This window comes from Frateuria defendens, assembly GCF_001182895.1.
GTDB classification, from domain to species: Bacteria; Pseudomonadota; Gammaproteobacteria; order Xanthomonadales; family Rhodanobacteraceae; genus Frateuria_B; species Frateuria_B defendens.
The window spans coordinates 15915-42681 of the sequence record NZ_LFQR01000061.1; the positions used below are offsets into that span (position 1 = coordinate 15915).

Consider the following 26767-nt stretch of genomic DNA (forward strand, 5'->3'; position numbering starts at 1 on the left):
GCACGCGCGCGGGCGCGAGGAACGGGCATCGTGCCCCGTTCGCGGCGCCCGGCTTTCATGACGCGCCACCCCGTGCGCGCCGCCGGAGCCCCTCGCCCCTCACGCATGCACGTACCGCGCGGCGCCCCCGACCCAGCGCTCGATCAACCGCTCCGCCTCGCGCGGATGCCGCGCCAGCATCACCTCGCCCACCGCCTGCACCGCCGGCAGCAGCGCGGCGTCGCGGGCGAGGTCGGCGATGCGGAAGGCGAGCTGGCCGGTCTGGCGCGTGCCGAGCACTTCGCCGGGGCCGCGCAGTTCGAGATCCTTCTCGGCGATGCGGAAGCCGTCGTTGGTCTCGCGCATCACTTGCAGGCGCTCGCGCGCGAGCTGGCCGAGCGGCGGCTGGTAGAGCAGCACGCAGCTCGACGCCACCGCGCCCCGCCCTACCCGGCCGCGCAGCTGGTGCAGCTGGGCAAGGCCCAGGCGCTCGCTGTTCTCGATCACCATCAGGCTGGCGTTGGGCACGTCCACGCCCACCTCGATCACCGTGGTGGCGACCAGCACGGCCAGCTCGCCGGCCTTGAAGGCGTCCATTACCGCCTGCTTTTCCTTCGGCTTCATGCGTCCGTGCACCAGGCCCACGCGGCAGCCCACCAGCGCATGCGTGAGCTCGGCGAACGCCGCCTCCGCCGCCTGCGCGCGCAGCTGCTCGGATTCCTCGATCAGCGTGCAGACCCAATACGCCTGCCGCCCCTCGGCGCAGGCGGCATGGATGCGCTCGATCACTTCCGCGCGGCGGGCATTGGAGACGGCGATGGTCTGCACCGGCGTGCGGCCGGGCGGCAGTTCGTCGATGGCGGAGACGTCCAAGTCGGCATAGGCGCTCATCGCCAGCGTGCGCGGGATCGGCGTGGCGGTGAGCACCAGCTGGTGCGGCACGCGCTCGCCGTCGCGCCCCTTGTCGCGCAGGGTCAGGCGCTGCTGCACGCCGAAGCGGTGCTGCTCGTCGACGATCACCAGGCCCAGGCGGCCGAACGCCACGCCCTCCTGCATCAGCGCATGCGTGCCCACCGCGATCGGCGCGCCGCCCTCGGCCACGCGCTGCATCGCCGCGCGGCGCGCCTTGCCCTGCTGCTTGCCGGCCAGCCACTCCACCTCGACGCCGAGCGGCTGCAGCCAGTGGCGGAAGTTGCGCAGGTGCTGCTCGGCCAGGAGTTCCGTCGGCGCCATCAGCGCCACCTGGTAGCCCGCCTCCACCGCGGCCAGCGCCGCATGGCAGGCCACGGCCGTCTTGCCCGAGCCGACGTCGCCCTGCACCAGCCGCAGCATCGGCTTGGCCGCCGCCATGTCGGTAAGCACCTCGCGCGCCACGCGCTGCTGCGCGCCGGTGAGGCGGAACGGCAGGCCCTCCAGCCAGCGGCGGCGCAGGCCGCCGTCGCCTTCCAGCGAGGGCGCGCGGCGGCGGCGCACGGCGGCACGCAGGCGCTTGAGGCTCAGGTGCTGGGTGAGCAATTCCTCGAAGGCCAGCCGCTGCTGCGCGGGGTGACGGCCGAGCGCCAGCTCGGCCTGCCGCGCGTCGGGCGGCGGCCGGTGCACGTAGAGCAGCGCCTCGCGCAGCGAGGACAAGCCATGCCGCGCGCACAGCGCCGGCGCAATCAGTTCCAGTTCCGCCTCGGGCGGCAGCAGGGCGAGCGCCTTGGCGACCACGCCGGCGATGCGCTTCTGCCCCAGCCCCTCGGTAGTGGGGTAGACCGGCGTGAGCCGGTCCTCCAGCGCCACCGGCTCCTCGCCCTCCAGGCGCCGGTATTGCGGATGCACCATCTCCAGCCCCTGCGCCGCCTGCCGCACCTCGCCGTAGCAGAGCAGGCGCATGCCGGGCTGGAACTGCTCGGCCTGGGAGCGGCGGAAATGGAAGAAGCGCAGCAGCAGGGTCTGGTTCGGCCCGTCGCCCACCGCCACCTTGAGCTGCGGCCGGTAGCGGAAGCCGCGCTCGACCGCCTCGACGGTCGCCACCACCTGCGCCCGCTCGCCCGGGCGCAAGTCGGCGATCGCGCTGACCCGGGTGCGGTCCTCGTAGCGCAGCGGCAGGTGGAACCACAGGTCCTGCACGCGCTCCAGGCCCAGCCGCGCCAGCGCCTCGACCAGCGCGGGCCCGACGCCGGGCAGGCTGGCTACCGACCGGGCGCCAGGATCGGGGGGCGCAGCGGGTATGCGCGAATCAGGAACGGCCATGGCCACAGCCTAACGAAACGGCCTGCGGCACGGCGACCGCGCACCGGCTCGCACCGGCGCCGGGCCATGCCGCACGCGACGGTCAGGCGAGCACCATGGTCGCTTCGACTTCCACCTGCGCGCCCTTGGGCAGCGCCGAGACCTCGATGGTGGAGCGCGCGGGATACGGCGCCTCGAAGTACTCCGACATCACCTTGTTCACGGTGGCGAAGTTGCCCAGGTCGGTGACGAAGATGCCCACGCGCACGATCTGCGCCAGCGAACCTTCGGCAGCGAGCGCCACCGCGGCGAGGTTCTCGAACACCTGGCGCGCCTGCGCCTCCACGTCGCCCTCGATCAGCGCGCCGGTGGCGGGGTCGAGCGGGATCTGGCCGGAGAAATACACGGTGTTGCCGGCGCGCACGGCCTGCGAATACGGGCCGATCGCGGCCGGGGCCTGGTCGGTGTTGATGATGTGCTTGGACATGGAAGAAGCCTCGGTCTCGCGGAAAAGGCTTTAAGTGTAAAGGGGCGCAACATCGGGAGCGCGCCCTGCGCGCGAACGCCTCACGCAGCGGTCGCTGCCACGCTGGGCCGCGCGCCAGCACGCCCCTACATCGGATGCCGGTACGCGCCGCTCACCACGCCGGTGCGGCGCACGCGGCGGATCACTTCGGCCAGGTGCTTGCGGCTGCGCACCTCGATGGCGAACAGCAGCGTGGCGGCGGAGGCGTCGCGCTCGACGTATTCGACGTTCTCGATGTTGGAATCCGCCGCCGCGATCGCCGCGGCGATGGTGGCCAGCACGCCCGGGCGGTTGATCACCTCGATGCGCAGCTCGGCGCGGAAATCGCCCTGCACGCTGCGGTCCCACTCGATCGCCACGCGCCGTTCCGGCGACTTGCGCAGCTCGGCCACGTTCGGGCATTCCTCGCGGTGCACCACGATGCCCTTGCCGGGCGAGAGGTAGCCCACGATGTCGTCGCCCGGCAGCGGGTGACAGCAGTTGGCGAAGCTGAGCACGCCGCGCTCGGCGCCGGTGATGCGGATCTTCTCGCTCGCGTGCGGCGGCAGCGCCGGCTTGCCCTCGCCCTTGCGCACGCCGCGCGAGGCCAGCAGCTTGGCCGCCACCTGGTCGGGCATGCGGTTGCCGAGCGCGATGTCGGCCAGGAGTTCCTCCAGCCGGCGCAGCTTGGATTCTTCCAGGTAGCGGTCGAGCACCGCCGGCGGCACCATGTCGAGGCTGCTGCCCAGCGCGTCGAGCGCGCGGTCGAGCATGCGGTGGCCGAAGTCCACCGCGTCCTCGTGCTGCAGGTGCTTCAGGTACTGGCGGATCGCGGTGCGCGCCTTGCCGGTGACCACGAATTCCAGCCACGCCGGGTTCGGCACCGCCGAGGGCGCGGTGATGATCTCCACCAGCTGCCCCGATTCCAGCCGCGTGCGCAGCGGCACCAGCTTCTTGTCCACGCGCGCGGCCACCGCGTGGTCGCCCACGTCGGTGTGCACGGCATAGGCGAAGTCGAGCGCGGTGGCGTTGCGCGGCAGCGAGAGGATGTCGCCGCGCGGGGTGAACAGGTAGACCTCGTCCGGGAACAGGTCGATCTTGACGTTCTCGATGAACTCGGTCGAGGACGGCGTGTTGACCTGGCTGTCGGCCAACGCGGAGATCCACTCGCGCGCCCGCGCCTGGGCGCTGTTGGCCGGCGCGCTGTCGGTCTTGTAGGCCCAGTGGGCGGCCACGCCGCGCTCGGCCACCTCGTCCATTTCCTCGGTACGGATCTGCACCTCGATCGGCGCGCCGAACGGCCCCAGCAGCACGGTGTGCAGCGACTGGTAGCCGTTGGCCTTGGGAATGGCGATGAAGTCCTTGAAGCGCCGGTCCACCGGCTTGTACAGCGCGTGCGCCACGCCGAGCGCCATGTAGCAGCGCATGGCCGAACTCACCACCACGCGGAAGCCATAGACGTCCATCAGCTGGGCGAAGCTCTTGTGGTCGCCGCGCATCTTCGAATAGATGCTCCACGGCGACTTGATCCGCCCGATCACGCGGGCCGGCAGCTGCTCGGCCTCCAGCCGCGCCGCCAGGGCGGACTCGATCTTGGCCATCACCTCGCGGCGGTTGCCGAGCGCGGCGCGGATGCGCCCCTCGATCACGCGGTAGCGGTCCGGATGCAGGGCGCGGAAGCCCAGGTCCTGCAGCTCGGCCTTGAACTTGTTCATGCCCAGGCGCTGGGCGATGGGCGCGTAGATCTCCAGCGTCTCGCGCGCGATGCGGCGGCGCGAGGGGGCGTCCTTGGCACCCAGCGTGCGCATGTTGTGCAGGCGGTCGGCCAGCTTGATCAGGATCACGCGCAGGTCGCGCGCCATCGCCAGCAGCATCTTGCGGAAGCTCTCCGCGTCGGCTTCCTGACGGCTGGAGAACTGCATCTTGTCCAGCTTGGTGACGCCGTCGACCAGTTCGGCCACGGTCTCGCCGAACTCGCCGGCGAGCTCGGCGCGGCTGAGCTCGGTGTCTTCCAGCGTGTCGTGCAGGATCGCCGCGATGATGGTCTCGGCGTCCAGCCGCAGCTCGGCCAGGATGCCGGCCACCGCCACCGGATGGGTGATGTAGGGCTCGCCGCTCTTGCGCGCCTGCCCCGCATGCGCGCGCGCGCCCACCACGTAGGCGCGCAGGACGCGCTCGACCTGCCGCTCGGGCAGGTAGGCCACGCGGTCCTTCAGTTCCAGCACATAGGGAGGCAGCACGGCCGGGTCCGCCGGGGCGACGGCGGCCGTGGGCATGGGAATGCGTTGCCCGCTCAGGCGATCACCTCGCGCCGGGCCGGACGGGATGCCGCCTCGGGGCGGCAATGGGCGGCGCCGGACGTGCCGGCACGGCGACTGCGGGGTCTACAACAGCCGCCGGCGTCCATCAGTCGTCTCCGCCCTTGGAGAGGTCGTCGTCCACTTCGGCGGCGGCCCACTCCAGCGCCTCGCGCTCGGCGCGCTCGCGCTCCAGGCGGTCGATCTCGTCGATGGTCGCCTCGTCGATGCGGCGGTCGGCGATCTCGCGCAGGGCGAGCACGGTGGGCTTGTCGTTGTCGGGGTAGACCGCCGGATCGGCCCCCTTGGCGAGCTGGCGGGCACGCTTGGTCGCCATCAGCACCAGTTCGAATCGGTTGTCGACCACCTGGAGGCAGTCTTCCACGGTAATGCGGGCCATTTGGGAAATCCTTAAGCGATAAAGCGACTTATGGGGTTTGACAGTGTATCCAGCCGCCGCTTGGCTGGCAATGCGGCAGGCGCGTATCATGCACGGTTTGCCGTCGCCACCGGCAAGCCGGCAGGCGCAGAGCCTGTACACAATACAAAACCAAACGGTACAATTTTAGGACCCTCCCCAGTGTCCATCTCGATGACGTCCCTACCGTCCCGCTACTCCCTGCTCGGCCGAGGCTTGGCGCTGGCTGCCGTGATTCTGCTGGCCGGTTGCACCATCGCCAAGCCGCGCACCGACGACCCGCTGCAGAAGTTCAACCGCAAGGTGTACGCCTTCAACGACACCATGGACAAGGCGGTGATCCGCCCGGTGGCGGTGGGCTATCGCAAGGTGACCAACCCGCCGGTGCGCCGCGCGGTGAGCGACTTCTTCACCAACATCCGCATGCCGATCACGGTGGCCAACGACCTGCTGCAGGCGCGCCCCAAGCAGGCGCTGCAGGGCACCGGCCGCTTCCTGGTCAACCTCACGCTCGGCGTGGGCGGCTTCTTCGACCCGGCCAGCCAGCTCGGCATCCCGCTGCAGGAGACCGACTTCGGCATCACCCTGGCGCGCTGGGGCGTGCCCGAGGGCGACTTCCTGATGCTGCCCTTCGTCGGCCCCACCACCGTGCGCGACGTATGGCGCCTGCCGGTGGACAGCTACTTCTTCGATCCGTTGAGCTACTACGCGCGCAACCACGACTTCAAGTACGACCAGCAATACCTGCCCTCGCTGATCTACCTGGTGACGCTCCGCGCGCGCGCCATCGACGCCGAGAGCTTCCTGGCCTCCGCCTACGACCCCTATGTGTTCATCCGCGACGCCTACCGCCAGCGCCGGCTGTACCAGATCTACGACGGCAACCCGCCAGCCTCGGCGATCCAGCAGATGCAGGGGCTGGACAACCCCAACTTCGACCCCGACGAGTTGCTCGACGAGCAGCATCAGTGGGAGCACAAGCAGGAGCCCGCGTCGAAGCAGTAGGCATACGGTGCGAATACCGGAGGCGCCGCCGCGCATCCGGCACGAAAGGGGCCTCGCGGCCCCTTTTTCGTATCCGCCATCCGGCGAACCCGATGGTTACCGACGACTGCCCGGCCCGGGCTCAGCCAGCGCCGGCCAGCTCGTCCACCTCGCATACCTGCGCCAGCGCGCGCATGCCCGCCGGCACGTTGTCGAGCGTGAGCGCCCGCCCCTGCCGGGCCGACTGCGCCTGCGCCGCCAGCACGCAGGCCAGGCCGGCGCTGTCGCTGCGCACCACGCCGCCGAGGTCGAGCCGCCCGACCGGCGGCTGCGCGGCCAGCGCGTCCAGGATCGCCTGCAGCGCGGCCGCGGCGGTGGCGAAGGTCAGTTCGCCGCCCACCGCGAGCGTGCCGTCGACGCCGCGCTCCAGCGTGAAGCCGGCGTCGCTCATGGCGAGGCCTTGCTGTCCTTCTCCAGCGTCTCCAGCGCCTTCTCGCCCTGGTTCTCCAGGTTGGCGATCAGCTTCTCGATGCCCACCTTGCGGATTTCCGCATCCACCTGGTTGCGGTAGTTGGTGACGTAGGAGATGCCCTCGATGATCACGTCGTAGGCCTTCCAGTCGCCGCCGCGGCCCTTGCGGAAGGCGTAGTCCACGGCCACCGTCTTGCCGTCGTCGAGCACCACCTGGGTGCGCACCACGCTGCGCTTGTCGTTGAGGTCGCCGCTGAAGGGCAGCACCTTGACGCGGCCGCGGGTGTAGTTGAGCAGGCCTTCGGCGTAGCGATGGGTGAGCGAGTTGTAGAACGCCTTGGCGAAGCGCTCGCGCTGCTCGGGCGTGGCCTCGCGGGCGTGCTGGCCGAGCACCAGGATGGAGGCGTAGTCGATGTCGAAGTGCGGCAGGAACACATCGTCGATGGTCGCGATGAGCTTTTCCTGATCCTTGCGCAGCTCGTCGCGGTGGCCGGTGACGGTGGTGTCGAGCTGGTGCACGATCTCGTCGACCACCTGCACCGGGGTCGGCTGGGCGGACGCGGCCGGGGCGTCCTGGGCAAAGGCGGGGGCGGCGATCACGCCCGTGAAAGCGATCGCGGTGGCGAGTGCCAGACTGCGCAACATGGTCAACTCCTAGAGGGGATGGCCGGCGGCATCACTGCTTGCCGGCGGGGGATGCGTTCGACGGGGCGCCGTCGGCCTTCTTGTCGCCGGACGAGGAGCCGTTCACCAGGAATTTGCCGATCAGGTCTTCCAGCTGCATGGCCGACTGGGTCAGCACCAGCTCGTCGCCGTTCTTGAGCATGTCCGGCGAGCCGCCGGGCTGGATCGCAACGTACTGCGTGCCGATCAAACCGCTGGTGAACACCGCGGCGGCGGAATCGTCCGGAATCTGGCTGTAGCGCTTGTCGATCGCCAGGGTCACGTAGGCGTCCAGCTTGACCGGGTCGGCCTGCACCGATTGCACGCTGCCGATGGCCACGCCGGCCATCTTCACCGGCGCCCCCACCGAGAGCGCGCCGACGTTGGTGAAGCGCGCCTTCACCGTGTAGGTGCCGCCGAGGTTGTCGGCCGCGCCGCCGGCGCCGAAGAACTTGCCCAGCATCTCCTCCAGCTGCTGCGCCGGGCGCGTCAGCGCCAGCGAGCCGCCGTCGGCCACCGCCTTCTTGGAGCTGCCGAACTGGATGCCCACGTACTGGTCGCCGAGCAGGCCGCTGGTGAAGATGGTCGCCACCGAGTCGTCGGGGATGGCGTCGTAGTGCTGGTCGATGGCCAGCTTGACGTCGGCCACCTCCTTGCCCGGCTCCAGGGCGATCGACTTCACCTGGCCGATGCGCACGCCGGCCACCTTCACCGGCGCGCGCTCCTTGAGCTGGCCGATGTTGGCGAACTGCGCGTCCACCGTGTAAGTGGCGCCCAGGCGCACGTTGGCCACCGAGGTGGTCTGGGTGGCGAGGTAGGCCAGCGTGGCGAAGCCGAGCACGATGAACAGGCCGGTGCCGACGGCATAGGAACGTCTCTGGGTCACGGCACGATCCTCGGTGGAGTGCGAAGGGTCAGAAGAAAGGAAGGCATGGCGCTCACATCAGGAAGGCGGTGAGCATGAAATCCAACGCCAGGATGGCGATGGACGAGGCGACCACGGTGCGGGTGGTGGCATAGGCCACGCCCTCGCTGGTCGGCGGCGTGGTGTAGCCCTGGAACACCGCGATCAGCGACACCATCGCGCCGAACACCACGCTCTTCCACAGGATGCCGTCGACCACGTCGGTGCGCAGGTCCACCGCGGTGATCATGTTCGACCAGAAGGTGCCGTTGTCGACGCCCAGCCAGTGCACGCCGACCAGGTGGCTGCCCAGCAGGGTCGCGGCGCAGAACACGCAGGTCAGCAGCGGCATCGCGATCAGCCCGGCCAGGAAGCGCGGCGCGGCCACGTAGGCGAGCGGGTCCACCGCCATCATCTCCATCGCGGCGATCTGGTCGGTGGCACGCATCAGGCCGATCTCGGCGGTGATCGAGGTGCCGGCGCGGCCGGCGAACAGCAGCGCGGTGAGCACGGGGCCGAGCTCGCGGTAGACCGACAGCGCCACCACCTCGCCGGTGGCCGCGGTGCCGCCGAAGATCGACAGCACGTGATAGAGCTGCAGCGCCAGCACCATGCCCACGAACAGGCCGCAGACCATGATGATGGTGAGGCTGAGCGCGCCGATGAACCAGATCTGCCGCACCGTCTCGCGCGCATGCTGCAGACTGCGCGGGATGGCCTTGAGCACGGCCACCAGGAACAGGCCGCAGTCGCCGATCTGCGCCAGCGAGCGCAGCACGATGTTGTCGGGGCTCATGCGCCTCATGCGCCGCTCCGCGGGAAGCCCAGCGCCTGGGCGTAGTCGCCGGCCGGGTACTGGAACGGCACCGGGCCGTCGGCCTCGCCGCCGAAGAACTGCCGCGTCCACGGCGAGCCGTCCCCGGCGATGGTCCTGGGGTCGCCGTGCGCCACCACCTTGCCGTTGGCGATCAGGTAGATGTGGTCGGCCACCTGCTGGATCACCGCCAGCTCGTGCGCCACCAGCACGCTGGTGATGCCGAGCGTCTGGTTGAGCGTGCGGATCAGCTTGAGCACCTGGTTGAGCGCGATCGGGTCCAGGCCCACGAAGGGCTCGTCGTAGAGGATCAGCATCGGATCGAACACGATCGCCCGCGCCAGCGCCACGCGCCGCGCCATGCCACCGGAAAGCTCGTTCGGCATCAGCCCCGCCGCGCCGCGCAGCCCCACCGCCTGCAGCTTGGTCAGCACGATGTTGCGGATCAGCACCTCGGGCAGACTGGTGTGCTGGCGCAACGGGAAGGCCACGTTCTCGAACACGTCGAAATCGGTGAGCAGGGCGGAGTTCTGGAACAGGTAGCCGATGCGCTCGCGCAGCGCGAACAGCTGCTCGCGGTCGAGCGCGGGCACGCTGGCGCCGTCCACCCACACCTCGCCGGCGTCGCCGCGCATCTGCCCGGTGATGTGCTTGAGCAGGGTGGTCTTGCCGGTGCCGCTCGGGCCCATGATGGCGGTGATCTTGCCGCGCGGGATGTCCAGGTCCATCGCGTCGAAGATGGTCTTGCCGTTGAGCACCGTGGTCAGGCCGCGTACGCGCACCAGGGCGCGGTCGTCGGACGTGGCGCGGTCGGGTTCGGTCATGGGCGGCGGTCGGCTCGAAAGATGCACAAGTTACCGGAAGCGCCCCTGGCGTGCCATGCCGGCACGCGGCATCGGGCCGTCCGTTTGCCAACATGTGGTGTCGCTTTCATGATCCACAAGCCGACCACGGAAGATTTCCCATGCGCCCTGGATGCCGAGCATTACGTGATGGAGGTGCGCCTGCGCCGCGAGCGGGTGCCCTCCTTCGACCAGTACCCCTACTCGCTGCCGGCGCTGCGCGACTTCGAGCGGCTGGCGCTGCACCCGGCGGTGACCTTTCTGGTCGGCGAGAACGGCAGCGGCAAGTCCACCCTGCTGGAGGCGATCGCCACGGCCTGCGGCTTCAATCCGGAGGGCGGCAGCAAGAACTTCCGCTTCGCCACCTTCGCCTCGCATTCGCCGCTTTACGAGCAACTGCTGCTGGTCAAGACCCACCGCCGCCCCAGGGACGGCTTCTTCCTACGCGCGGAGAGTTTCTACAACGTGGCCACCGAGGTGGACGCCCTGGGCGTGGGCGACTCCTATGGCGGCCGCTCGCTGCACGCACAGTCGCACGGCGAGGCCTTCCTCTCGCTGATGACGCACCGCTTCCGCGGCGAGGCTTTCTACGTGCTGGACGAGCCGGAGGCGGCGCTGTCGCCGGCGCGGCAACTGGCGATGCTGGCCCGGCTGCACGAGCTGGTGAAGCGGCGCTCGCAGTTCATCGTCGCCACCCATTCACCGATCCTCTTGAGCTACCCCGACGCCTGGATCTACCAGATCGGCGAGCACGGGCCGGAACGTGTGCGCTACGAAGACACCGAGCACTACGCACTGACCCGCAGCTTCCTCAACAGCCCGCAGAGCTTCCTGCGCAACCTGCTCGACTAGGGCCCCGCGCCTCGGGCGCCCTACGGCGCCAGCAGTTCGGCGATGAGCGTCTCGTGCCGCTGGCACTGCAAGGCGCTGCGCCGGCGCACGGCGTGCACGATCGACTGCAGGTCGTCCAGCGCGCCCTCGAAGCGGTCGTTGACCACGATGTAGTCGAACTCGTGCGCGTGGGCGATCTCCTCGCGCGAGTTGTGCAGGCGGCGCTCGATCACCTCCGGCGCGTCCGAGCCGCGGCCGCGCAGGCGGCGCTCCAGCTCCAGCCGCGAGGGAGGCAGGATGAACACGCTCACGCAGTCGGGCTTGATCGTGCGGATCTGCCGCGCGCCCTGCCAGTCGATCTCCAGCAGCACGTCCTTGCCCTGTTCCAGCAGCCCCTGCACCGTGGTGCGCGAGGTGCCGTAGAGGTTGCCGTGCACCTCGGCGTGTTCGAGGAAAATGCCCTCGGCGATCTCGCGCTCGAACTCCGCGCGCTCGACGAAGTAGTAGTGCCGCCCGTAGCGCTCACCCGGCCGCGGCGGCCGCGTGGTGTGCGAGATCGACAGCGAGATCGCGGGCTCTCGTTCGAGCAGCGCATTGACCAGCGTGGACTTGCCCGCCCCGGAGGGCGCGGCGACCATGAACAAGGTGCCTTCAATGGCCATGCACGGCTCCTGGGCTGGCGCTCGGGCGTCCCCGCACACCGGCGGGGAACAAATGGAGAGGATTCATCGAGCAAGTATACCGGCAGGCCGGCTCGGCCTGCCCTGCCCGCGGCCCCGCGATCCTCCCGGGCGCCCCGGCAAGCCGGCGTTTTGCCCCGACGCCCTATCTCCGGCGCGCGTCGACCCGCATGCCCCGGGACCGTCGAAGCGGGCGACGGCTCATGCCGGCACCAGCACCCAGCCGCCGCCTTCGAGGCGCTCGCGGCGCAGCGGCAGCCCGTAGGCCGTGGACAGTACGGCCGGGTCCAGCACCTGCGCGGGCGGGCCGTGCCGCAGCACGCGCCCCTGCGCCAGCAGCGCCACCTCGTCGGCATAGCGCACGGCCAGGTCGAGGTCGTGCAGCACCGCGATCACGCCGAAGCCCTGCCGCGCCATGGCCTGCGCACGCCGCAGCACGAAATGCTGGTGCGCGATGTCCAGCCCGGCCTCCGGCTCGTCCAGCAGCAGCCAGGCCGGCGCGTCGCGCGCATCCCACACCTGCGCCAGCACGCGCGCCAGCTGCACGCGCTGCTTCTCGCCGCCCGAGAGCTGCGGGTAGGGACGCCCGCGCAAAGACCAGGCGTGCGCCGCGCGCAGGGCCGCATCGACGATCTCGCCATCGCGCCCGTCCTCGCGCGCGGCGCCGTGCGGGCTGCGCCCCAGCCGCACGACCTCCTCGACGCGGAACGCGAAGCCCAGCTGCACCTGCTGCGACAGCATGGCGCGGCGCCGCGCCAGCGCCTCGGGCGTCCAATTCGCCAGGGAGCGCCCATCCAGCGTGGCGCGGCCCTGCGTGGGCTGGCCCAGCCCCGCCAGCACCGCCAGCAGGCTGCTCTTGCCCGCGCCGTTGGGGCCTATCAGGACCAGCAGCCGTCCAGGCTGGGCCTTGAGGCTCGCGCCCTCCAGCACGCGCCGCCCGTCGCGCCACCAGTGCACGCCCTCGGCCGCCAGTTCGCCGTGCCGGTCCGCCGCCCGATGGAGCGCCATGTTCTTCATGCGCGCCCCTCGCCCAGGCGCGCGCGCAGCAGCAGCCACAGGAAGAACGGCCCGCCGAGCAGGGCCGTCAGCACGCCGATGGGCAGCTCCGCCGGCGCCGCCACGACGCGCGACAAGGTATCGGCCGCCACCAGCAGGGCGCCGCCGCCGAGTGCGGAGGCCGGCAGCAGCAGGCGGTGGTCCGGCCCCCACACCATGCGCAGCAGATGCGGCACGATCAGGCCGACGAAGCCGACCATGCCCGCGGCCGCCACCGCGGCCCCCACCATCAGCGCCACCAGGGCGATCAAGGTTCGCCGCAGGCGTTGCGGGCGGAAGCCGAGCAGGCTCGCCTCCTGCTCGCCAAGCAGCAGTGCATTGAGCGCGCGGGCCAGGCGCGGCAGCAGCAGCAGGGGCAGCAGCGTCGGCGGCGCGGCGATGGCCAGCCGCAGCCAGTCGCTGCCGCCCAGGCTGCCCAGCGACCAGAAGGTGATGTCGCGCAGCTGGGTCTCGCTGGCCAGGAAGATCAGCACGCCCACGGCCGCCCCCGCCATCGCATTGATCGCCACGCCGGCCAGCAGCAGCGTCGCCACGCCCGGCCGGCGGCGGCCGATGGCGTAGACCAGCAGGGTGGCCGCCAGCCCGCCGGCGAAGGCCGCCGCGGCCACGCCATAAGGCGCCACCGCCTCGGGCAGCCGGCCGATGACCAGGTGCCCCAGCATGATCACCGCCACCGCGCCCAGCGCCGCGCCGGCGGAGACGCCGATCAGGCCCGGATCGGCGAGCGGGTTGCGGAACAACCCCTGCATGGCGGCGCCCCCGCAGGCCAGCGCCGCGCCCACCAGCACCGCCATCAGCACGCGCGGCAGGCGCAGCATCAGCACCACGTGGTCGTCCGCGTCGAGCGGCGCACCGCCCAGCCAGTGCCCGAGGGCCTGCAGCACCCGGCCGGCCGGCAGCGCCATCGCGCCCGAGCTCAAGCCCCACAGCGCGGCGGCGGCCAGCAGGACGGCGAGCGCGCCCAGCGCCACCGGCCGGCGGCGGCTCACGGGCGAGGCGGCCACGACGATGCTGTTCACGGCGCCGCTCCCGCCAGCACGTGCTGCAGCGCCAGCGCCTGGGCGGCGCTGCGCGGGCCGAAGCCGAGCAGCGCCTGCCCGTCGACGAACAGGATGCGGCGCGCCTTGCCCGCCGGGGTCTGCGCGACGCCGGGCAGACCGAGCACGCCTTCGATGCCGCCGACGCCCTCGCTGCGCTCGCGCATCATGAGGATCACGTCCGGGGCCAGCGCGACCAGCGCCTCGGGCGACACCGGCTTGTAGCCACTGAAATCCACCGCCACGTTCCGCCCGCCCGCCAGGGCGATCATGCTGTCGGCCGCGGTCTGCCGGCCCGCGGCCAGCGGGCTGCCGGCGCCCATCGACAGCAGGAACAGGGTGCGCGGATGGCGCGGCATGGCCGCGACGCCGGCGGCCAGCGCGGCATAGTCACCGGCCACTTTCACGGCGAGCGCCCTGGCCTGCTCTTCGCGGCCCAGCAGCCGGCCGACGTCGCGGATCTTGGCCACCACGCCCTCCGGCGTGTGCGAATCCGCCAGCACCTCGATATGCGCCCCCGCGCTGCGGAGTTGCTCGATCACCGTCGCCGGCCCCGCATCGTGGGTGGCGATGATCAGCCCGGGATGCAGCGCCAGCACGCCTTCGGCGCTCAGCTGGCGCACGTAGCCCACGTTGGGCAGCGTCTTCGCCGCCGCCGGCCACTGGCTGGTGCTGTCCACGCCGACCAGCGCCTGGCCGGCATCCAGCGCGTAGACGGTTTCAGTGATGTCGCCGCCGAGCGCGACCACCCGCTCGGGCACCGCCGCGCCCGCCAGCCACGGCGTCCACCACAGCAGCGCGCCGGCCAGCCAGGCCCGCCAGCAGCGCGCGGGATCGCGCCGGACGGCCGCCGCCCTTCCCTTCCATGGCCCGGGTCTACGCATGGCCGTCCTCCTCGCGGGCGAGGCCCTCGACCAGCCGCCGCCACGCTTCCAGCTCCGGCAGGCCCGGCTTGCGCTTGCCGAACAGCTGCACGATCTGGCCGCCCTGGGCGTCGTAAAGCTCCAGCGAGGTCGCCGGCCCCTCGGGCGTGGGCTTGCGCACCACCCAGCTTTGCGCGATGTGGTCTTCCCGCAGGTGCAGGTCGAACTCCGCATCCAGCACGTTGAGCCACGGCCCCACCGTCTTGATGTTGTGCACCGGGCCGGTGTGGATCTGCACCACGCCGGGCGAGCCGACGAACACCATGATCGGCAGCCCGCTCGCCGCGGCGGCGGTGAGCACGGTGCGGATGGCGGTGTTGGCGACCGGTCGCGCGAACGGCTCGCCGACCAGGCGCAGCGCCTGCACGCGCGTCACCCGATGCCGGCGCAGCAGGGCGAAGAACTCGTGCGGACCATCGTTCATGGCCCGCCAGCCCGCGCGCAGGGCCTCGATGTCCACCTCCTCGTCGCGCAGCAGGCGCGGCAAGGGCTCGGGCACCGCGCACGTCTCGAACCGCGGCGACTGCCCCGCGGCGCGGTGCTTGTCGAGCAGGCGGCGCCATGCCTCGGGGTCGCTGTCGCCGGTGAGGTAGACCTTGTGCACGGCGCGGCCGTCGCCGTCGAAGAACTGCAGGCTTTGCAGCGTGCGGCCATGGGACAGCTCGCGCACCGCGAAGCCGTGCTTCCAATGCCGGAGGAACAGGCGCAGGTCGATCGCCTCGTCCAGCACCAGCCCCATGACCACGCCGACCTCGACGTGGGTGAAGCGGCCCCTCTTCTCGTGCACGCAGCTGTCGTTGCGCGTCAGCACCATCACCCTGCCCAGCGACGGCAGGGCGCGAATGAGTTCGGGCCAGCGGCCGTCGAGGCGCACCACGCCTTCGCCGCCGCAGCGGCTCGCCACCAGCTCGCCCTCGCTGACGCCGAGGCGCTCGGCCAGGTCGCGCGCGCGCAGGTTCGGTTCGCTCTCGCGCAGTTGCCGCCAGGCGTCGTGCAGCCGGGCGGACGGCGGGTTGTTGTTGTCGGCAATGGGGGTCGTTTCGTTCAACATGGCGTGCTCCTTTCACTCAGAAGGCGATCTTGGCGGCGACGCTGAGGCTGCGGCCGGGCATGCTCAGACGGTCGGCGGGGAGGCCGCCGGTGCCCGCATCGTTCACACCGTTGCCGGTGACGAGGTTGCCCAGCGCGCCGCTGTTGAGGTTTCCCCAGTCCCAGTACTTGCGGTCGGCGAGGTTGCTGAGGCCGGCATAAAGCTCGAGGCTGCCCAGCAGCCCGCTGTCGAAGGGCCCGTTCTTGAAGGGCATGAAGTGGGCGTAGAGATCGAGCGTGCCGTAGCCGGCGGGCCGGAAGCCGGGCACGGACAGCCGCGTGTGCCGGCGCACCGCGGTGCCCACCAGTTCCGCGCCCCACCGCCCGGCTTCATAGGCGACGCCCAGCACCAGCTTGGCCGGGTCCACCGTATTGAGCGGGGTGTAGCCGCGCGCGCCGGGCTGGATGAGCTTGCCGCTGGTGATCGACGCGCTGCCCTTCAGCACCCACCCTTCCAGGGCGTCGGCGAGATGGCCGAGCCGCAGCGCGCCGCTCGCCTCGGCCCCCTTGATCACCGCGCGCGGCGCATTGGCCGCCTGGAAGAACAGGTTCACCCGCGCGCCGGGGTTGCTCTGGTAGGCCCAGGCCGGCACCTGCGACGCCGGCAGCGCATAGCCCGACCAGATGAAGTCGCGGTAGCGGTTGTAGTACGCCGCGAGGTTGAACCAACCCGCATCGCCATGGCCGCGCAGGCCAAGCTCGATGCCCCGACTGGTCTCGGCCTTGAGCCTGTCGTTGGGCAGGAAGGCGATGTTGATGGCGGGGATCGGCGGATGCGGCCACGCCCCCGAGATCTCGCTGTACAGCGGCGGGCGGAAGCCCTGCGCGTAATTGGCATACGCGCTCAGCACCTCGTTGAAGCGCCAGATCACACCGAGCTTGGGCGAGGTGCGGGTCTTCTCATAATTTTTGCGCGCGAAGCCGGGGTTGTACTTCTGGTACAGCGCATCGGCATGGGGCCGGTAGACGTAGCGATCGACCCGCGCGCCGGGCATCACGGTGAGCCGGCCGCCGAGCAGGCCGATCTCGTCCTGGGCGAAGGCCGCGTAGCGGTCCGTATCGCCGCGCGGGAACAGGTGCAGGGGATAGTGGCCCGGCATCAGCGCCGGGCCGTTGCCGGTCGCGCCGGTGCGCTTGTTCTGGCCATAGCCGCCGAGCCATGACTCGGCGGTGGTGCGCGACAGCTCGACGCCATAGCTCAGCACCTGGCTGGCCGCGCCCTCCTCGCCCAGGCGCTTGACCGCCACCAGCTTGCCGCCGTAGACGCGCTCGCGCAGCGGCATGCTCTCGAAGAAGCGGCGCACGGTGGGCGTCTCCGTCTGCGTGTTGGTGGCGGTGCGGCTGTGCTGGGCGTAGACGTTCCACTCCAGCGAACTGGCCAGCGCCGCGTCCAGCCGCGGGTATTCCTGCGCGAAGCTGGCGCGCACCCGCGTGGCGCGGTCCTGCGAGCGGTAGTAGCCCGTGCCGGGCACGATGTTGGACAGGCCATTCGTGCGCGTGCGCGTCTGCGAGCCGTCCACCGTCACGCGGTCCAGGCGTCCGCTGCCGGCGGCATGCACGTACTTGGCGAGGAAGCTGTCCAGCCCGTAGCGCAGCGGATCGGGGCGCGTGCGCGCCGCGCCGGCGCCGCCGACATCGCCCTGGTTGCCCGTCTCGTGGCCCTCGCGGTGATCGAACACGAACAGGATGCCGTCGCGCGCATCGCCCCCGGCCAGCGTGGCGGTGGAGGAAAGGCTGCGGTCGACGCTGTCGTAGCGCTCCTTCAGCGAGACGTAGACGTCGCGGCCCTCGCGCAGGTAGTCGGCCGGGTCCTTGGTGCGCAGGCTCACCATGCCGCCGAGCGAATCGGACGGATAGACGGCCGAAGCCGGGCCGCGCACGATGTCGACCTGCCGGATGGTGTCCAGGTCGATGAAGTTGCGCCCGGCGCGGACGCTGCCGCCGCTCAGCCCCGCGCCGAACGAGGCCGGCATGCTCACGCCGTCGATTTCGATGCGCGTGCGGTTGCCGGACAGGCCGCGGATGTTGAAGCTGTCCAGCCCGAAGCGCCCCGCCGTGCCGATCACCGAGACGCCGGGCTCGTACTGCACCAGGTCGCGGAGGGTGCCGACCAGGTGCCGGTCCATCTGCTGCCGGTCGATCACCGAGACCGTGCCCGGGGTATTGAGCTGCACCGCGGGGCGCAGCGCGGTGACCTGCACGTGCGGCAGTTCGGTGGTGTTGGCCGCCGTGGCGGCGGGTGCGGCCGGCGGGGTTTCCGCCGCACGGGCCGGCCAGGCCAGGGCCGCACAGATCACCGCGGCCAGCGGGGTAAAGCGCAACATCGACATGAAGGTTTCCTTTGCCATGCGTGGGTACACGCGGCGTGCTGGCAAAGGAGGCGGGGGATGCGCCTGCGCTGGCGGCCGATTCCGGGAGAACGGTGAGGCGAGGAAGGTTTCGCGCTGGGCGAGCCGTCGCCTACAGATGAGAACTTATCTCATTTGCGCAAAAAGGCAAGAGCCTGCAAACCCCTGCGTTTCTTCGAGCCCGTCTCGTCACGATTTCAAACAGACGTCCAAATGAGCGGACGCTTGCGCACTTGCATGGTGCAAATCTTCTTGACATGCACCGCTCTTGGTGCATGCACGAGGGCTTTCACGCGGATTCCGCCCCGGGGATGCCGCGCCGGGATCGCATGGCGCGCGTGGCACACGTGTTGCAAAGCAACATGCCGGAGCCAAGGCAGGCGGTGAATACAACCGGCAAGCGTTGACCGCTTCGCCGTCTTCGGGCGGAGGAAAGTATGTCAGACAAGGCGACACGCATCGAATTGTTCCAGTGGCGAACGCCGCCCATGCGCGCGTTCCATCTCAGCTGGCTGGCGTTCTTCGTCTGCTTCTTCGCCTGGTTCGCCATGGCGCCGCTGATGCCGTTGGCGAAGGGCGAGTTCCACCTCGGCGCGGACCAGATCGCCAACATCAACATCGCCGCCGTCGCCGTCACCATCTTCGGACGTCTACTGATCGGCCCGCTGTGCGACAGCCTGGGGCCGCGCCGCACCTATGCCGGCCTGCTGCTGCTGGGGTCGCTGCCGGTGTTCGGCATGCTGCTGGTGCACGACTATGCGTCCCTCCTGCTCGTGCGCATGGCGATCGGCATCGTCGGCGCCGGCTTCGTGATCACGCAGTACCACACCTCGGTGATGTTCGCGCCCAACGTGGTGGGCACGGCCAACGCGACGGTGGCCGGCTGGGGCAACGCCGGCGGCGGCGTGGCGCAGGCCGTCATGCCCTGGGTGCTTGCGGGCCTGGTTGCCCTGGGCGTGGGCACCGGCCTGGGATGGCGGGCAGCCATGCTCGTCCCGGGCGCGCTGATGGTGATCGTGGGCGTGCTGTACTGGAAGTACACGCAGGATTGCCCGCAGGGCGATTACCGGGATCTGCGCCGGCGCGGCATCGCCGTGAGCAGCGGCAAGGGCGGCGGCTGGGGCGCATTCCGGCTGGCCGCGCGCAACTATCGCGTCTGGATGCTGTTCGTCACCTATGCCGGCTGCTTCGGCATCGAACTGTTCGTGCACGGCGTGGCGGCCGGCTACTACGTCGACCATTTCGGGCTGAACCTCGGTGCGGCGGGGCTGGCGGTCGGCGGCTTCGGGCTGCTCGCGCTGTTCGCCCGCGCGCTGGGCGGGCTGGCGTCCGATCGCCTGGCGCGCCGGCACGGCCTGCCGGCGCGCTCGCGCCTGCTGTGCGTCCTGATGCTGTGCGAAGGGCTGGGCCTGCTCTGGTTCTCCGGGGCGCAGGGCGCCGGCATTGCCGTAGCCGCCATGCTCGCCTTCGGCCTGTGCACGCACATGGCCTGCGGCGCCACCTACGCCCTGGTGCCGTTCATCGACCGCAAGGCACTGGGCGGGGTGGCGGGCATTGTCGGCGCGGGCGGCAACGTGGGGGCCGTGGCCGCCGGCTTCCTGCAGAAGGCCACCGGCTCGGTGCAGCACAGCTTCCTGTACCTGGGCGGTTTCGTGATCGCCGGGTCGCTGTGCGCGCTCGCGGTGCGCTTCGGCCATGAGCACACGGCCCGCGAAGAGCGGCTTTACCAAGAATCCTTGCAGCTGGACCGCGCCGATGGGCCGGCGCCTGCTGTGCTGGCAATCGACTGACTGGGTGCGAGGAGGCCATCGAGATGGCGCTGAAACTTGTCGTGATCGGCAACGGCATGGTGGGGCACAAGCTGCTGGAAGAACTGGCGGCGCTCCGGCTGCAAGAGCTGGAAATCACCGTGCTGTGCGAGGAAAGCCGCCCGGCCTACGACCGCGTGCACCTGTCGGCCTTCTTCGCGGGCAAGAGCGCGGAGGAGCTTTCGCTGGTGGCGCCTGGATTCTTCGAGCAGCCGGGCCTGCACCTGCGGCTCGCCACGCGCGCCGCGCGGATCGACCGCGCGCTCAAGCGGGTGACCACCGCCGACGGCGAGGTCATCCCCTACGACAAGCTGGTGCTGGCCACCGGCTCCAAACCCTTCGTGCCACCCATCCCCGGCCATGACCGCCCCGGCTGCCTGGTCTACCGCACGCTCGACGACCTGGGGGCGCTGACCCAATGGGGCGCGCGCTCCCGCCGCGGCGTGGTGGTGGGCGGCGGCCTGCTGGGGCTGGAATGCGCCAAGGCCCTGCGCGACATGGGGCTGGAAACCCACGTGGTGGAATTCGCGCCGCGCCTGATGGCGGTGCAGGTGGACGACATCGGCGGGCAGATGCTGCGGCGGGCCATCGAGGACCTCGGCCTCACCGTGCACACGGGCAAGAACACGCAGGCCATCGTCGACGGCGAGTCGGCGCGCCATCGCATGGCGTTCGCCGACGGCAGCCACCTGGAAACCGACCTCATCGTGTTCTCCGCCGGCATCCGCCCGCGCGACGAACTGGCGCACCAGAGCGAACTGGGCGTGGGCCAGCGCGGCGGCATCATGGTCGACAACTTCTGCCGCACGCGCGACCCCGACGTGTACGCCATCGGCGAGTGCGCGCAATGGGGTGGGAAAATCTTCGGCTTGGTGGCGCCGGGCTACGACATGGCGCGCGTGGTGGCGAACCACCTGCATGCCCTGCTCACCCGCACGCAGGCGCCGAGCCTGCCGGAGTTCGCCGGGGCCGACATGTCCACCAAGCTCAAGCTGATGGGCGTGGACGTGGCCAGCATCGGCGACGCCCACGGCGCGACGCCGGGCAGCCGCAGCTACCAGTTCAGCGACGAGCGACGGCAGGTCTACAAGAAACTGGTGGTGTCCGGGGACGGCAAGCGGCTCCTGGGCGGCGTGCTGGTGGGCGATGCCGCCGAATACGGCACGCTGCTGCAGATGATGCTCAACGGCCTGGAGCTGCCCGAAGCGCCCGAGTTCCTCATCCTCCCCTCCTCCGACGGCCAGGCCAAGACGGGGCTCTCCGTCGACGCGCTGCCGGCCTCCGCGCAGATCTGCTCGTGCAACAACGTGTCCAAGGGGCAGCTGTGCGAGGCCGTGGCGGCCGGCGCGACGTCCATCGGCGCGCTCAAGGCCGCCACGCGCGCGGGCACGACATGCGGCGGCTGCGTGCCGCTGGCCACCCAGATCATGAAGGCGGAAATGAAGCGCCAGGGCCTGGCGGTGAACAACCACCTCTGCGAGCACTTCGCCTATTCGCGCCAGGAGCTGTACCACCTGGTGCGCGTGGAGCGCGTCCGCCGCTTCGACGAATTGCTCCAGCGCCACGGCAACGGCCTGGGGTGCGACATCTGCAAGCCCACCGTGGCGAGCATCCTGGCCTCCTGCTGGAACGAGTTCGTGCTGCAGAAGGAACATGCCTCGCTGCAGGATTCCAACGACTACTTCCTCGCCAACATCCAGAAGGACGGCAGCTACTCGGTGGTGCCCCGCATGCCGGGTGGCGAGGTGACGCCCGAGGGCCTGATCGCCGTGGGCCAGGTCGCCAAGAAATACGGCCTCTACACCAAGATCACCGGCGGCCAGCGCGTGGACATGTTCGGCGCGCGGCTGGAACAGCTGCCGCTGATCTGGGAGGAACTGATCGCCGCCGGCTTCGAGTCGGGGCATGCCTACGGCAAGTCGCTGCGCACGGTGAAGTCCTGCGTGGGTTCCACCTGGTGCCGGTACGGCGTGCAGGATTCGGTCGGCACCGCGATCGACCTGGAGCACCGCTACAAGGGCCTGCGCTCGCCGCACAAGCTGAAGTTCGCCGTATCCGGCTGCGCCCGCGAGTGCGCCGAGGCGCAGGGCAAGGACGTGGGCGTGATCGCCACCGAGAAAGGCTGGAACCTGTACGTCTGCGGCAACGGCGGCATGAAGCCGCGCCACGCCGAACTGCTGGCGGGCGACCTGGATACCGCCACCCTGGTGCGCTACATCGACCGCTTCCTGATGTTCTACATCCGCACCGCCGACCGGCTCCAGCGCACCAGCGTCTGGCGCGACAACCTGGAAGGCGGCATGGACTACCTGCGCAGCGTGATCATCGACGACCGGCTGGGCCTCGCCGCCGAGCTGGAGGCGCAGATGAAGCGGGTGGTGGACACCTACGAGTGCGAGTGGAAGCGCGCCGTGACCGACCCGCAGACGCGCCGCCGCTTCCGCCACTTCGTCAACAGCGAGGCCGGCGACGACAACGTGGTCTTCGTGCCGGAGCGCGGGCAGGTGCGCCCGGCGACGGCGGAGGAGAAACGCAGCCGGCATGGACGCATACCGGTCAAGGTGCTGGCGGAGTGACGACGATGGGCGGGCACGACATGAACAGCGAGTGGATGGCCGTGTGCAAGCTCGGCGACATCGTTCCGGACACCGGCGTGTGCGCCCTGGTGGACGGCGAGCAGGTGGCCGTGTTCCGGGTCGGCGAAGGCGAGCTCTACGCCATCGCCAATGTAGACCCGCACTCGCAGGCGGCAGTATTGTCGCGTGGACTGGTGGGCAACCTGGGCGAGCGCGTCGTGGTGGCATCGCCGATCTACAAGCAGCATTTCGACCTGCGCAGCGGCGAATGCCTGGAATCGCCGGAGCACGCCGTGCGCACCTGGCAGGTTCGCCTGCAGGACGAGCACGTATGGGTCAGGCGCGACAGCCGATGAGCGAAAGGCGGCCACGGCTGGTTGTCATCGGCAACGGCATGGCCGGCATCCGCACGGTGGAGGAGCTGCTGCAGCTCGCGCCCGACCTGTACGACATCAGCGTGTTCGGCGCCGAACCCTACGGCAACTACAACCGCATCATGCTCTCACTGCTGCTGAGCGGCGAGAAGCGGGCGGACGAGATCATGCTCAACACGCCCGAGTGGTATGCCGCGCACGGCATCGCGCTGTACCCCGGCGACCCGGTGGTGGCGATCGACCGCGCGCGCCGGCGGGTGCGCTCGCGCGCCGGCGTCGAGCTCGCCTACGACCGGCTGCTGATCGCCACCGGCTCGCAGCCGGTGGTACTGCCGGTGCCGGGCAACGACCTGCCGGGCGTGGTCTGCTTCCGCGGCATCGACGACGTGGAACGCATGGTGGCGGCGGCCGGCACCTACCGCCGCGCCGCGGTGATCGGCGGCGGCCTCCTGGGCATCGAGGCGGCCAACGGGCTGTCCCGGCGCGGCATGCAGGTGTGCCTGATCCACCGCAGCCACGTGCTGCTCAACCAGCAGCTCAACGCCGACGCGGCCAGGCTGCTCGCCGGCAGCCTGCAGGCGCGCGGCCTCACGCTCCGGCTCGGCGCGCAGACGGTCTCGCTGTACGGCCGCGAGCGGGTGGAAGGCGTGGCGCTGGCCGACGGCAGCCGCATCGACGCCGACCTGGTGGTGATGGCCGTGGGCGTGCACCCCGACGCCGCGCTGGCGAAGGCGAGCGGCATCCACTGCGAGCGCGGCATCGTGGTCGACGACACCTTGCAGACCTACGACCCGCTCGTCTACGCGGTCGGCGAATGCGTGCAGCACCGCAAGGCGACCTTCGGCCTGGTGGCGCCGGCGTGGGAGCAGGCGCGGGTATGCGCGGCGCATCTGGCGCGCTTCGGGCACCGCCATTATCGCGCGGGGGAGAACGCCACCCGGCTCAAGGTCACCGGCATCGACCTGTACTCGGCCGGCGATTTCATCGGCGGCGCCGGCACCGAGGACCTGGTGCTGCGCGACCCGCGGCGCGGCATCTACAAGCGGCTGGTGCTCAAGGAGAACCGCCTCGTCGGCGCGGTGCTGTACGGCGACGCGAAGGACGGCGGCTGGTATTTCGAGCTGATCCAGAACGGCACCGACATCGCGCCGTGGCGCGACCGGCTGCTGTTCGGCCGCGGCTATTGCCAGGCATCGGCAGCCGGAGGCACCGGAGTCGCGGCATGAACGGCGCGCACGCCACCACCTGCCCATACTGCGGCGTCGGCTGCGGCGTGCTCGCCAGCGTCGGCGCCGATGGTGCGGTGGGCGTGACGGGCGACCCCGGGCACGGCTCCAACCTCGGCCGCCTGTGCGTGAAGGGCGCGGCGCTGGGCGAAACCCTGGACCTGCAAGGGCGCCTGCTCCAGCCGACGCTGCGCGAGCCCGGCGGCGCGCTGCGGCGGGTGGGCTGGGGCGAGGCGCTCGACCGCGTGGCCGGCGGCTTCCGGCGTATCCTCGACAACCACGGCCCCGATGCGGTGGCCTTCTACGTGTCCGGCCAGCTGCTGACCGAGGACTACTACGTCGTCAACAAGCTGGCCAAGGGCTACATCGGCACCGCCAACATCGACACCAATTCGCGCCTGTGCATGTCCTCGGCGGTGGCCGGGCACAAGCGCGCGTTCGGCGAGGACGTGGTGCCGGGCTGCTACGAGGACCTGGAGCAGGCCGAGCTCATCGTGCTGGCGGGCTCGAACACGGCGTGGTGCCACCCGGTCGTGTTCCAGCGCATGGTCAAGGCCAAGGAGCAAGGCGCGGGGCCGCGTATCGTGGTCATCGACCCGCGCTTCACCGCGACCTGCGAGTCGGCCGACCTGCACCTGCCGATCCGGCCGGGCACCGACGTCTGGCTGTTCAACGGGCTGCTGTCGTTTCTGTTCCGCCACGGCGCGATCGACGCCGCCTTCGTCGATGCGCACACGCAGGGGTTCGAGCAGGCGCTGGCGGCGGCCGAGGCCGAGGCCGGCGACCCGGCCGAGGTGGCGCGCCGCTGCGGCGTGCAGCTGGCCGACCTGCTGACGTTCTACCGCTGGTTCGCCCGCCACGGGAAAACCGTCAGCCTGTTCTCGCAGGGCGTGAACCAGTCCTCCAGCGGCACCGACAAGGTCAACAGCCTCATCAATTGCCACCTGCTCACCGGGCGCATCGGCAAGCCCGGCATGGGGCCGTTCTCGATCACCGGGCAGCCCAATGCCATGGGCGGCCGCGAGGTGGGCGGGCTGGCCAACATGCTGGCCGCGCACATGGACCTGCACGAGGCCGTGCACCGCGACATCGTGCAATCGTTCTGGGACTCGCCGCGCATCGCCTCCCGGCCGGGCCTCAAGGCGGTGGAGCTGTTCGATGCGGTGCTCGAGGGCCGGGTCAAGGCGCTGTGGATCATGGGCACCAACCCGGTGGTGAGCCTGCCCGACGCCGACCGCGCGAAACGCGCGCTGGCGGCCTGCGAACTGGTGGTCTGCTCCGACATCGTCGAGGCGACGGACACCAATGCCTTCGCCCACGTGCTGCTGCCCGCGCTCGGCTGGGGCGAGAAGAACGGCACCGTGACCAGCTCCGAGCGGCGCATCTCCCGCCAGCGGCCCTTCCTGCCCGCGCCGGGCGAGGCGCGGGCCGACTGGCGCATCGTCCGTGACGTCGCGCAGCGGCTGGGCTTCGGGCGCGGCTTCCAGTACGACGGGCCGCACGACATCTTCATCGAGCACGCACGGCTCACCGCCTTCCGCAATCACGCGCCGCGGGGCGATGGACTGCCGGCCGTGCCGCGGCAGCTCGACCTCGGCGCCCTCGCGGCGCTGAGCCGGCAGGACTACGACGCCCTCGCGCCGGTGCAGTGGCCGGTGACGGCGGACGGACGCGGCACGCCGCGGCTGTTCGCCGACGGACGCTTCGCCCACGGCGACGGCCGCGCGCGCTTCGTCGCCACGCCGGGGCGCGCGCCCGCGCACGCGCCCGACGCCGAGTATCCGCTGGTGCTCAACACCGGCCGCGTGCGCGACCAGTGGCACACCATGACCCGCACCGGCAAATCGCCCCGGCTGGCCGGGCACATCAGCGAGCCGTATCTCGACATGCACCCGCACGACGCGCTGCGCTTCGGCGTGCGCGAAGGCGAGCTGGCGCGGGTGCGCTCGCGCTGGGGGGCGATGGTCGCGCGGGTGCGCCATGGCGGCGGCATCCTCGCCGGCCACGTATTCGTGCCCATTCACTGGAACGACCAGTACGCCTCCGACGCGCGCGTCGGCGGGCTGGTCAACCCGGTGGTGGACCCCGTTTCCGGCGAGCCGGAGTTCAAGCACACGCCGGTGCGGGTGGAGCCGTTCCCGGTGCGCTGGTACGGCTTTGCGTTCGGGCGGCATCCGCTTCCGACGGCCAGGCCGCACCATTGGACGCTCATCCGCGGCGAGCACTTCCTGCGCTACGAGATCGCCCACCGCGACCGGCTGGCCGATTGCGGCACCTGGGCACGCGCCTGGCTCGGCGCCGGGGATCCCGACGCCGACTGGCTGGAATACGAAGACCGCAGCACCGGCGTCTACCGCGCCGCCTACGTGGTCGAGGACCGCATCGAGGCGTGCATCTTTCTCTCCGCCCGCCAGGACCTGCCGGCGCGCCAGTGGCTGGCCGGCCTTTTCGCCCAGGACCGGCTCGATGAAAGCGACCGCGCCAGCCTGCTGGCCGGCGAGCCGCCCGGCGCCGGCGCCGACACCGGGCCCATCGTGTGCTCGTGCTTCGGCGTGGGGCGCAACACCCTTTGCGCCGCGATCCGCGAGCAGGGGCTGGAAACGCCGGCGCAGATCACCGCCAGCCTGCGGGCAGGCGGCAACTGCGGCTCCTGCGTGCCGGAGCTGCGGCAACTGATCACCGAGGCGCACGCGGAAGCCGGCGCGTGACATGACAAGGCGACCACCGA

22 protein-coding genes are annotated in these 26767 nt (G+C 70.8%); 7 read left to right on the top strand and 15 right to left on the bottom strand.

Going from position 1 to position 26767, the window contains the following annotated elements:
• Positions 1–99 precede the first annotated feature (99 nt).
• The 4 genes from recG to rpoZ form a co-directional block, all read right to left on the bottom strand.
• Positions 100–2214, bottom strand: coding sequence for an ATP-dependent DNA helicase RecG (gene recG, locus ACH65_RS10155; RefSeq protein ID WP_049622478.1), 2115 nt, complete (start codon positions 2212–2214; stop codon positions 100–102).
• Between the two features lie 82 nt (positions 2215–2296).
• Positions 2297–2680 carry a RidA family protein gene (locus ACH65_RS10160; protein ID WP_049622479.1) on the bottom strand — a complete coding sequence of 128 codons (384 nt, stop codon included), beginning with the start codon at positions 2678–2680 and terminating at the stop codon, positions 2297–2299.
• Between the two features lie 125 nt (positions 2681–2805).
• Positions 2806–4974 carry a RelA/SpoT family protein gene (locus tag ACH65_RS10165; RefSeq protein ID WP_049622480.1) on the bottom strand — a complete coding sequence of 723 codons (2169 nt, stop codon included), beginning with the start codon at positions 4972–4974 and terminating at the stop codon, positions 2806–2808.
• Positions 4975–5104: 130 nt separating this feature from the next.
• Entirely contained in the window at positions 5105–5395 is a 291-nt protein-coding gene (rpoZ, locus tag ACH65_RS10170) for a DNA-directed RNA polymerase subunit omega (RefSeq protein ID WP_049622481.1), read from the bottom strand.
• A gap of 192 nt (positions 5396–5587) precedes the next feature.
• On the opposite strand from rpoZ, the gene ACH65_RS10175 reads away from it, so the two are divergent.
• The gene (locus ACH65_RS10175; RefSeq protein WP_049622503.1) at positions 5588–6418 is read left to right on the top strand and encodes an MlaA family lipoprotein; all 831 of its coding nucleotides are present in this window, start codon (positions 5588–5590) and stop codon (positions 6416–6418) included.
• A gap of 121 nt (positions 6419–6539) precedes the next feature.
• Here ACH65_RS10175 and ACH65_RS10180 read toward each other — a convergent pair whose 3' ends face one another.
• The 5 genes from ACH65_RS10180 to ACH65_RS10200 are packed head-to-tail and all read right to left on the bottom strand — an operon-like array spanning position 6540 to position 10073.
• Positions 6540–6848, bottom strand: coding sequence for an STAS domain-containing protein (locus ACH65_RS10180; protein WP_049622482.1), 309 nt, complete (start codon positions 6846–6848; stop codon positions 6540–6542).
• A complete protein-coding gene (locus ACH65_RS10185; protein WP_049622483.1) occupies positions 6845–7513 on the bottom strand; it encodes an MlaC/ttg2D family ABC transporter substrate-binding protein in 669 nt (222 codons plus the stop codon). Before ACH65_RS10185 ends, ACH65_RS10180 begins: the two co-directional genes overlap by 4 nt.
• A 31-nt stretch (positions 7514–7544) precedes the next feature.
• Entirely contained in the window at positions 7545–8417 is an 873-nt protein-coding gene (gene mlaD, locus ACH65_RS10190; RefSeq protein WP_049622484.1) for an outer membrane lipid asymmetry maintenance protein MlaD, read from the bottom strand.
• A 52-nt stretch (positions 8418–8469) separates the two neighbouring features.
• Complete coding sequence (mlaE, locus tag ACH65_RS10195) at positions 8470–9240, bottom strand: lipid asymmetry maintenance ABC transporter permease subunit MlaE (RefSeq protein ID WP_049622485.1); 771 nt, start codon at positions 9238–9240, stop codon at positions 8470–8472.
• Complete coding sequence (locus ACH65_RS10200; RefSeq protein ID WP_049622486.1) at positions 9237–10073, bottom strand: ABC transporter ATP-binding protein; 837 nt, start codon at positions 10071–10073, stop codon at positions 9237–9239. The genes mlaE and ACH65_RS10200 overlap by 4 nt, the downstream gene beginning before the upstream one ends.
• Before the next feature lie 108 nt (positions 10074–10181).
• Between ACH65_RS10200 and ACH65_RS10205 the strand changes: the two genes are divergently transcribed.
• The gene (locus ACH65_RS10205) at positions 10182–10943 is read left to right on the top strand and encodes an AAA family ATPase (RefSeq protein ID WP_049622487.1); all 762 of its coding nucleotides are present in this window, start codon (positions 10182–10184) and stop codon (positions 10941–10943) included.
• Positions 10944–10963: 20 nt separating this feature from the next.
• Here ACH65_RS10205 and gmk read toward each other — a convergent pair whose 3' ends face one another.
• The 6 genes from gmk to ACH65_RS10235 form a co-directional block, all read right to left on the bottom strand.
• A complete protein-coding gene (gene gmk, locus ACH65_RS10210) occupies positions 10964–11584 on the bottom strand; it encodes a guanylate kinase (RefSeq protein WP_049622488.1) in 621 nt (206 codons plus the stop codon).
• Between the two features lie 219 nt (positions 11585–11803).
• Positions 11804–12619: a heme ABC transporter ATP-binding protein gene (locus tag ACH65_RS10215; RefSeq protein ID WP_153242553.1), complete on the bottom strand. Its 816-nt coding sequence runs from the start codon at positions 12617–12619 to the stop codon at positions 11804–11806.
• Positions 12616–13677 (bottom strand): FecCD family ABC transporter permease, encoded by a 1062-nt coding sequence (locus tag ACH65_RS10220; RefSeq protein ID WP_237561489.1) that lies wholly within the window; start codon positions 13675–13677, stop codon positions 12616–12618. Before ACH65_RS10220 ends, ACH65_RS10215 begins: the two co-directional genes overlap by 4 nt.
• Complete coding sequence (locus ACH65_RS10225; protein ID WP_082190247.1) at positions 13674–14579, bottom strand: heme/hemin ABC transporter substrate-binding protein; 906 nt, start codon at positions 14577–14579, stop codon at positions 13674–13676. Before ACH65_RS10225 ends, ACH65_RS10220 begins: the two co-directional genes overlap by 4 nt.
• Positions 14572–15669 carry a hemin-degrading factor gene (locus ACH65_RS10230; protein WP_049622489.1) on the bottom strand — a complete coding sequence of 366 codons (1098 nt, stop codon included), beginning with the start codon at positions 15667–15669 and terminating at the stop codon, positions 14572–14574. The genes ACH65_RS10225 and ACH65_RS10230 overlap by 8 nt, the downstream gene beginning before the upstream one ends.
• A 16-nt stretch (positions 15670–15685) precedes the next feature.
• Positions 15686–18037 (bottom strand): TonB-dependent hemoglobin/transferrin/lactoferrin family receptor, encoded by a 2352-nt coding sequence (locus ACH65_RS10235; protein ID WP_049622490.1) that lies wholly within the window; start codon positions 18035–18037, stop codon positions 15686–15688.
• Between the two features lie 506 nt (positions 18038–18543).
• On the opposite strand from ACH65_RS10235, the gene ACH65_RS10240 reads away from it, so the two are divergent.
• The 5 genes from ACH65_RS10240 to ACH65_RS10260 are packed head-to-tail and all read left to right on the top strand — an operon-like array spanning position 18544 to position 26747.
• Entirely contained in the window at positions 18544–19845 is a 1302-nt protein-coding gene (locus ACH65_RS10240) for an MFS transporter (RefSeq protein ID WP_237561490.1), read from the top strand.
• A gap of 23 nt (positions 19846–19868) precedes the next feature.
• On the top strand, positions 19869–22439 hold the full coding sequence (gene nirB / locus ACH65_RS10245; protein WP_202594184.1) for a nitrite reductase large subunit NirB: 2571 nt from the start codon (positions 19869–19871) through the stop codon (positions 22437–22439).
• Between the two features lie 5 nt (positions 22440–22444).
• Positions 22445–22795 (top strand): nitrite reductase small subunit NirD, encoded by a 351-nt coding sequence (gene nirD, locus ACH65_RS10250; RefSeq protein ID WP_049622492.1) that lies wholly within the window; start codon positions 22445–22447, stop codon positions 22793–22795.
• Positions 22792–24039 (top strand): NAD(P)/FAD-dependent oxidoreductase, encoded by a 1248-nt coding sequence (locus ACH65_RS10255; protein WP_082190249.1) that lies wholly within the window; start codon positions 22792–22794, stop codon positions 24037–24039. Before nirD ends, ACH65_RS10255 begins: the two co-directional genes overlap by 4 nt.
• Positions 24036–26747, top strand: coding sequence for a nitrate reductase (locus ACH65_RS10260; RefSeq protein ID WP_049622493.1), 2712 nt, complete (start codon positions 24036–24038; stop codon positions 26745–26747). The genes ACH65_RS10255 and ACH65_RS10260 overlap by 4 nt, the downstream gene beginning before the upstream one ends.
• Positions 26748–26767 lie beyond the last annotated feature (20 nt).

Coding starts and splice junctions, on each gene's coding strand:
- recG (WP_049622478.1), bottom strand. CDS start 2,214: ATGGCCGTTCCTGATTCGCGCATACCCGCTGCGCCCCCCGATCCTGGC.
- ACH65_RS10160 (WP_049622479.1), bottom strand. CDS start 2,680: ATGTCCAAGCACATCATCAACACCGACCAGGCCCCGGCCGCGATCGGC.
- ACH65_RS10165 (WP_049622480.1), bottom strand. CDS start 4,974: ATGCCCACGGCCGCCGTCGCCCCGGCGGACCCGGCCGTGCTGCCTCCC.
- rpoZ (WP_049622481.1), bottom strand. CDS start 5,395: ATGGCCCGCATTACCGTGGAAGACTGCCTCCAGGTGGTCGACAACCGA.
- ACH65_RS10175 (WP_049622503.1), top strand. CDS start 5,588: ATGACGTCCCTACCGTCCCGCTACTCCCTGCTCGGCCGAGGCTTGGCG.
- ACH65_RS10180 (WP_049622482.1), bottom strand. CDS start 6,848: ATGAGCGACGCCGGCTTCACGCTGGAGCGCGGCGTCGACGGCACGCTC.
- ACH65_RS10185 (WP_049622483.1), bottom strand. CDS start 7,513: ATGTTGCGCAGTCTGGCACTCGCCACCGCGATCGCTTTCACGGGCGTG.
- mlaE (WP_049622485.1), bottom strand. CDS start 9,240: ATGAGGCGCATGAGCCCCGACAACATCGTGCTGCGCTCGCTGGCGCAG.
- ACH65_RS10200 (WP_049622486.1), bottom strand. CDS start 10,073: ATGACCGAACCCGACCGCGCCACGTCCGACGACCGCGCCCTGGTGCGC.
- ACH65_RS10205 (WP_049622487.1), top strand. CDS start 10,182: ATGATCCACAAGCCGACCACGGAAGATTTCCCATGCGCCCTGGATGCC.
- gmk (WP_049622488.1), bottom strand. CDS start 11,584: ATGGCCATTGAAGGCACCTTGTTCATGGTCGCCGCGCCCTCCGGGGCG.
- ACH65_RS10215 (WP_153242553.1), bottom strand. CDS start 12,619: ATGAAGAACATGGCGCTCCATCGGGCGGCGGACCGGCACGGCGAACTG.
- ACH65_RS10225 (WP_082190247.1), bottom strand. CDS start 14,579: ATGCGTAGACCCGGGCCATGGAAGGGAAGGGCGGCGGCCGTCCGGCGC.
- ACH65_RS10230 (WP_049622489.1), bottom strand. CDS start 15,669: ATGTTGAACGAAACGACCCCCATTGCCGACAACAACAACCCGCCGTCC.
- ACH65_RS10235 (WP_049622490.1), bottom strand. CDS start 18,037: ATGTCGATGTTGCGCTTTACCCCGCTGGCCGCGGTGATCTGTGCGGCC.
- ACH65_RS10240 (WP_237561490.1), top strand. CDS start 18,544: ATGCGCGCGTTCCATCTCAGCTGGCTGGCGTTCTTCGTCTGCTTCTTC.
- nirB (WP_202594184.1), top strand. CDS start 19,869: ATGGCGCTGAAACTTGTCGTGATCGGCAACGGCATGGTGGGGCACAAG.
- nirD (WP_049622492.1), top strand. CDS start 22,445: ATGGGCGGGCACGACATGAACAGCGAGTGGATGGCCGTGTGCAAGCTC.
- ACH65_RS10255 (WP_082190249.1), top strand. CDS start 22,792: ATGAGCGAAAGGCGGCCACGGCTGGTTGTCATCGGCAACGGCATGGCC.
- ACH65_RS10260 (WP_049622493.1), top strand. CDS start 24,036: ATGAACGGCGCGCACGCCACCACCTGCCCATACTGCGGCGTCGGCTGC.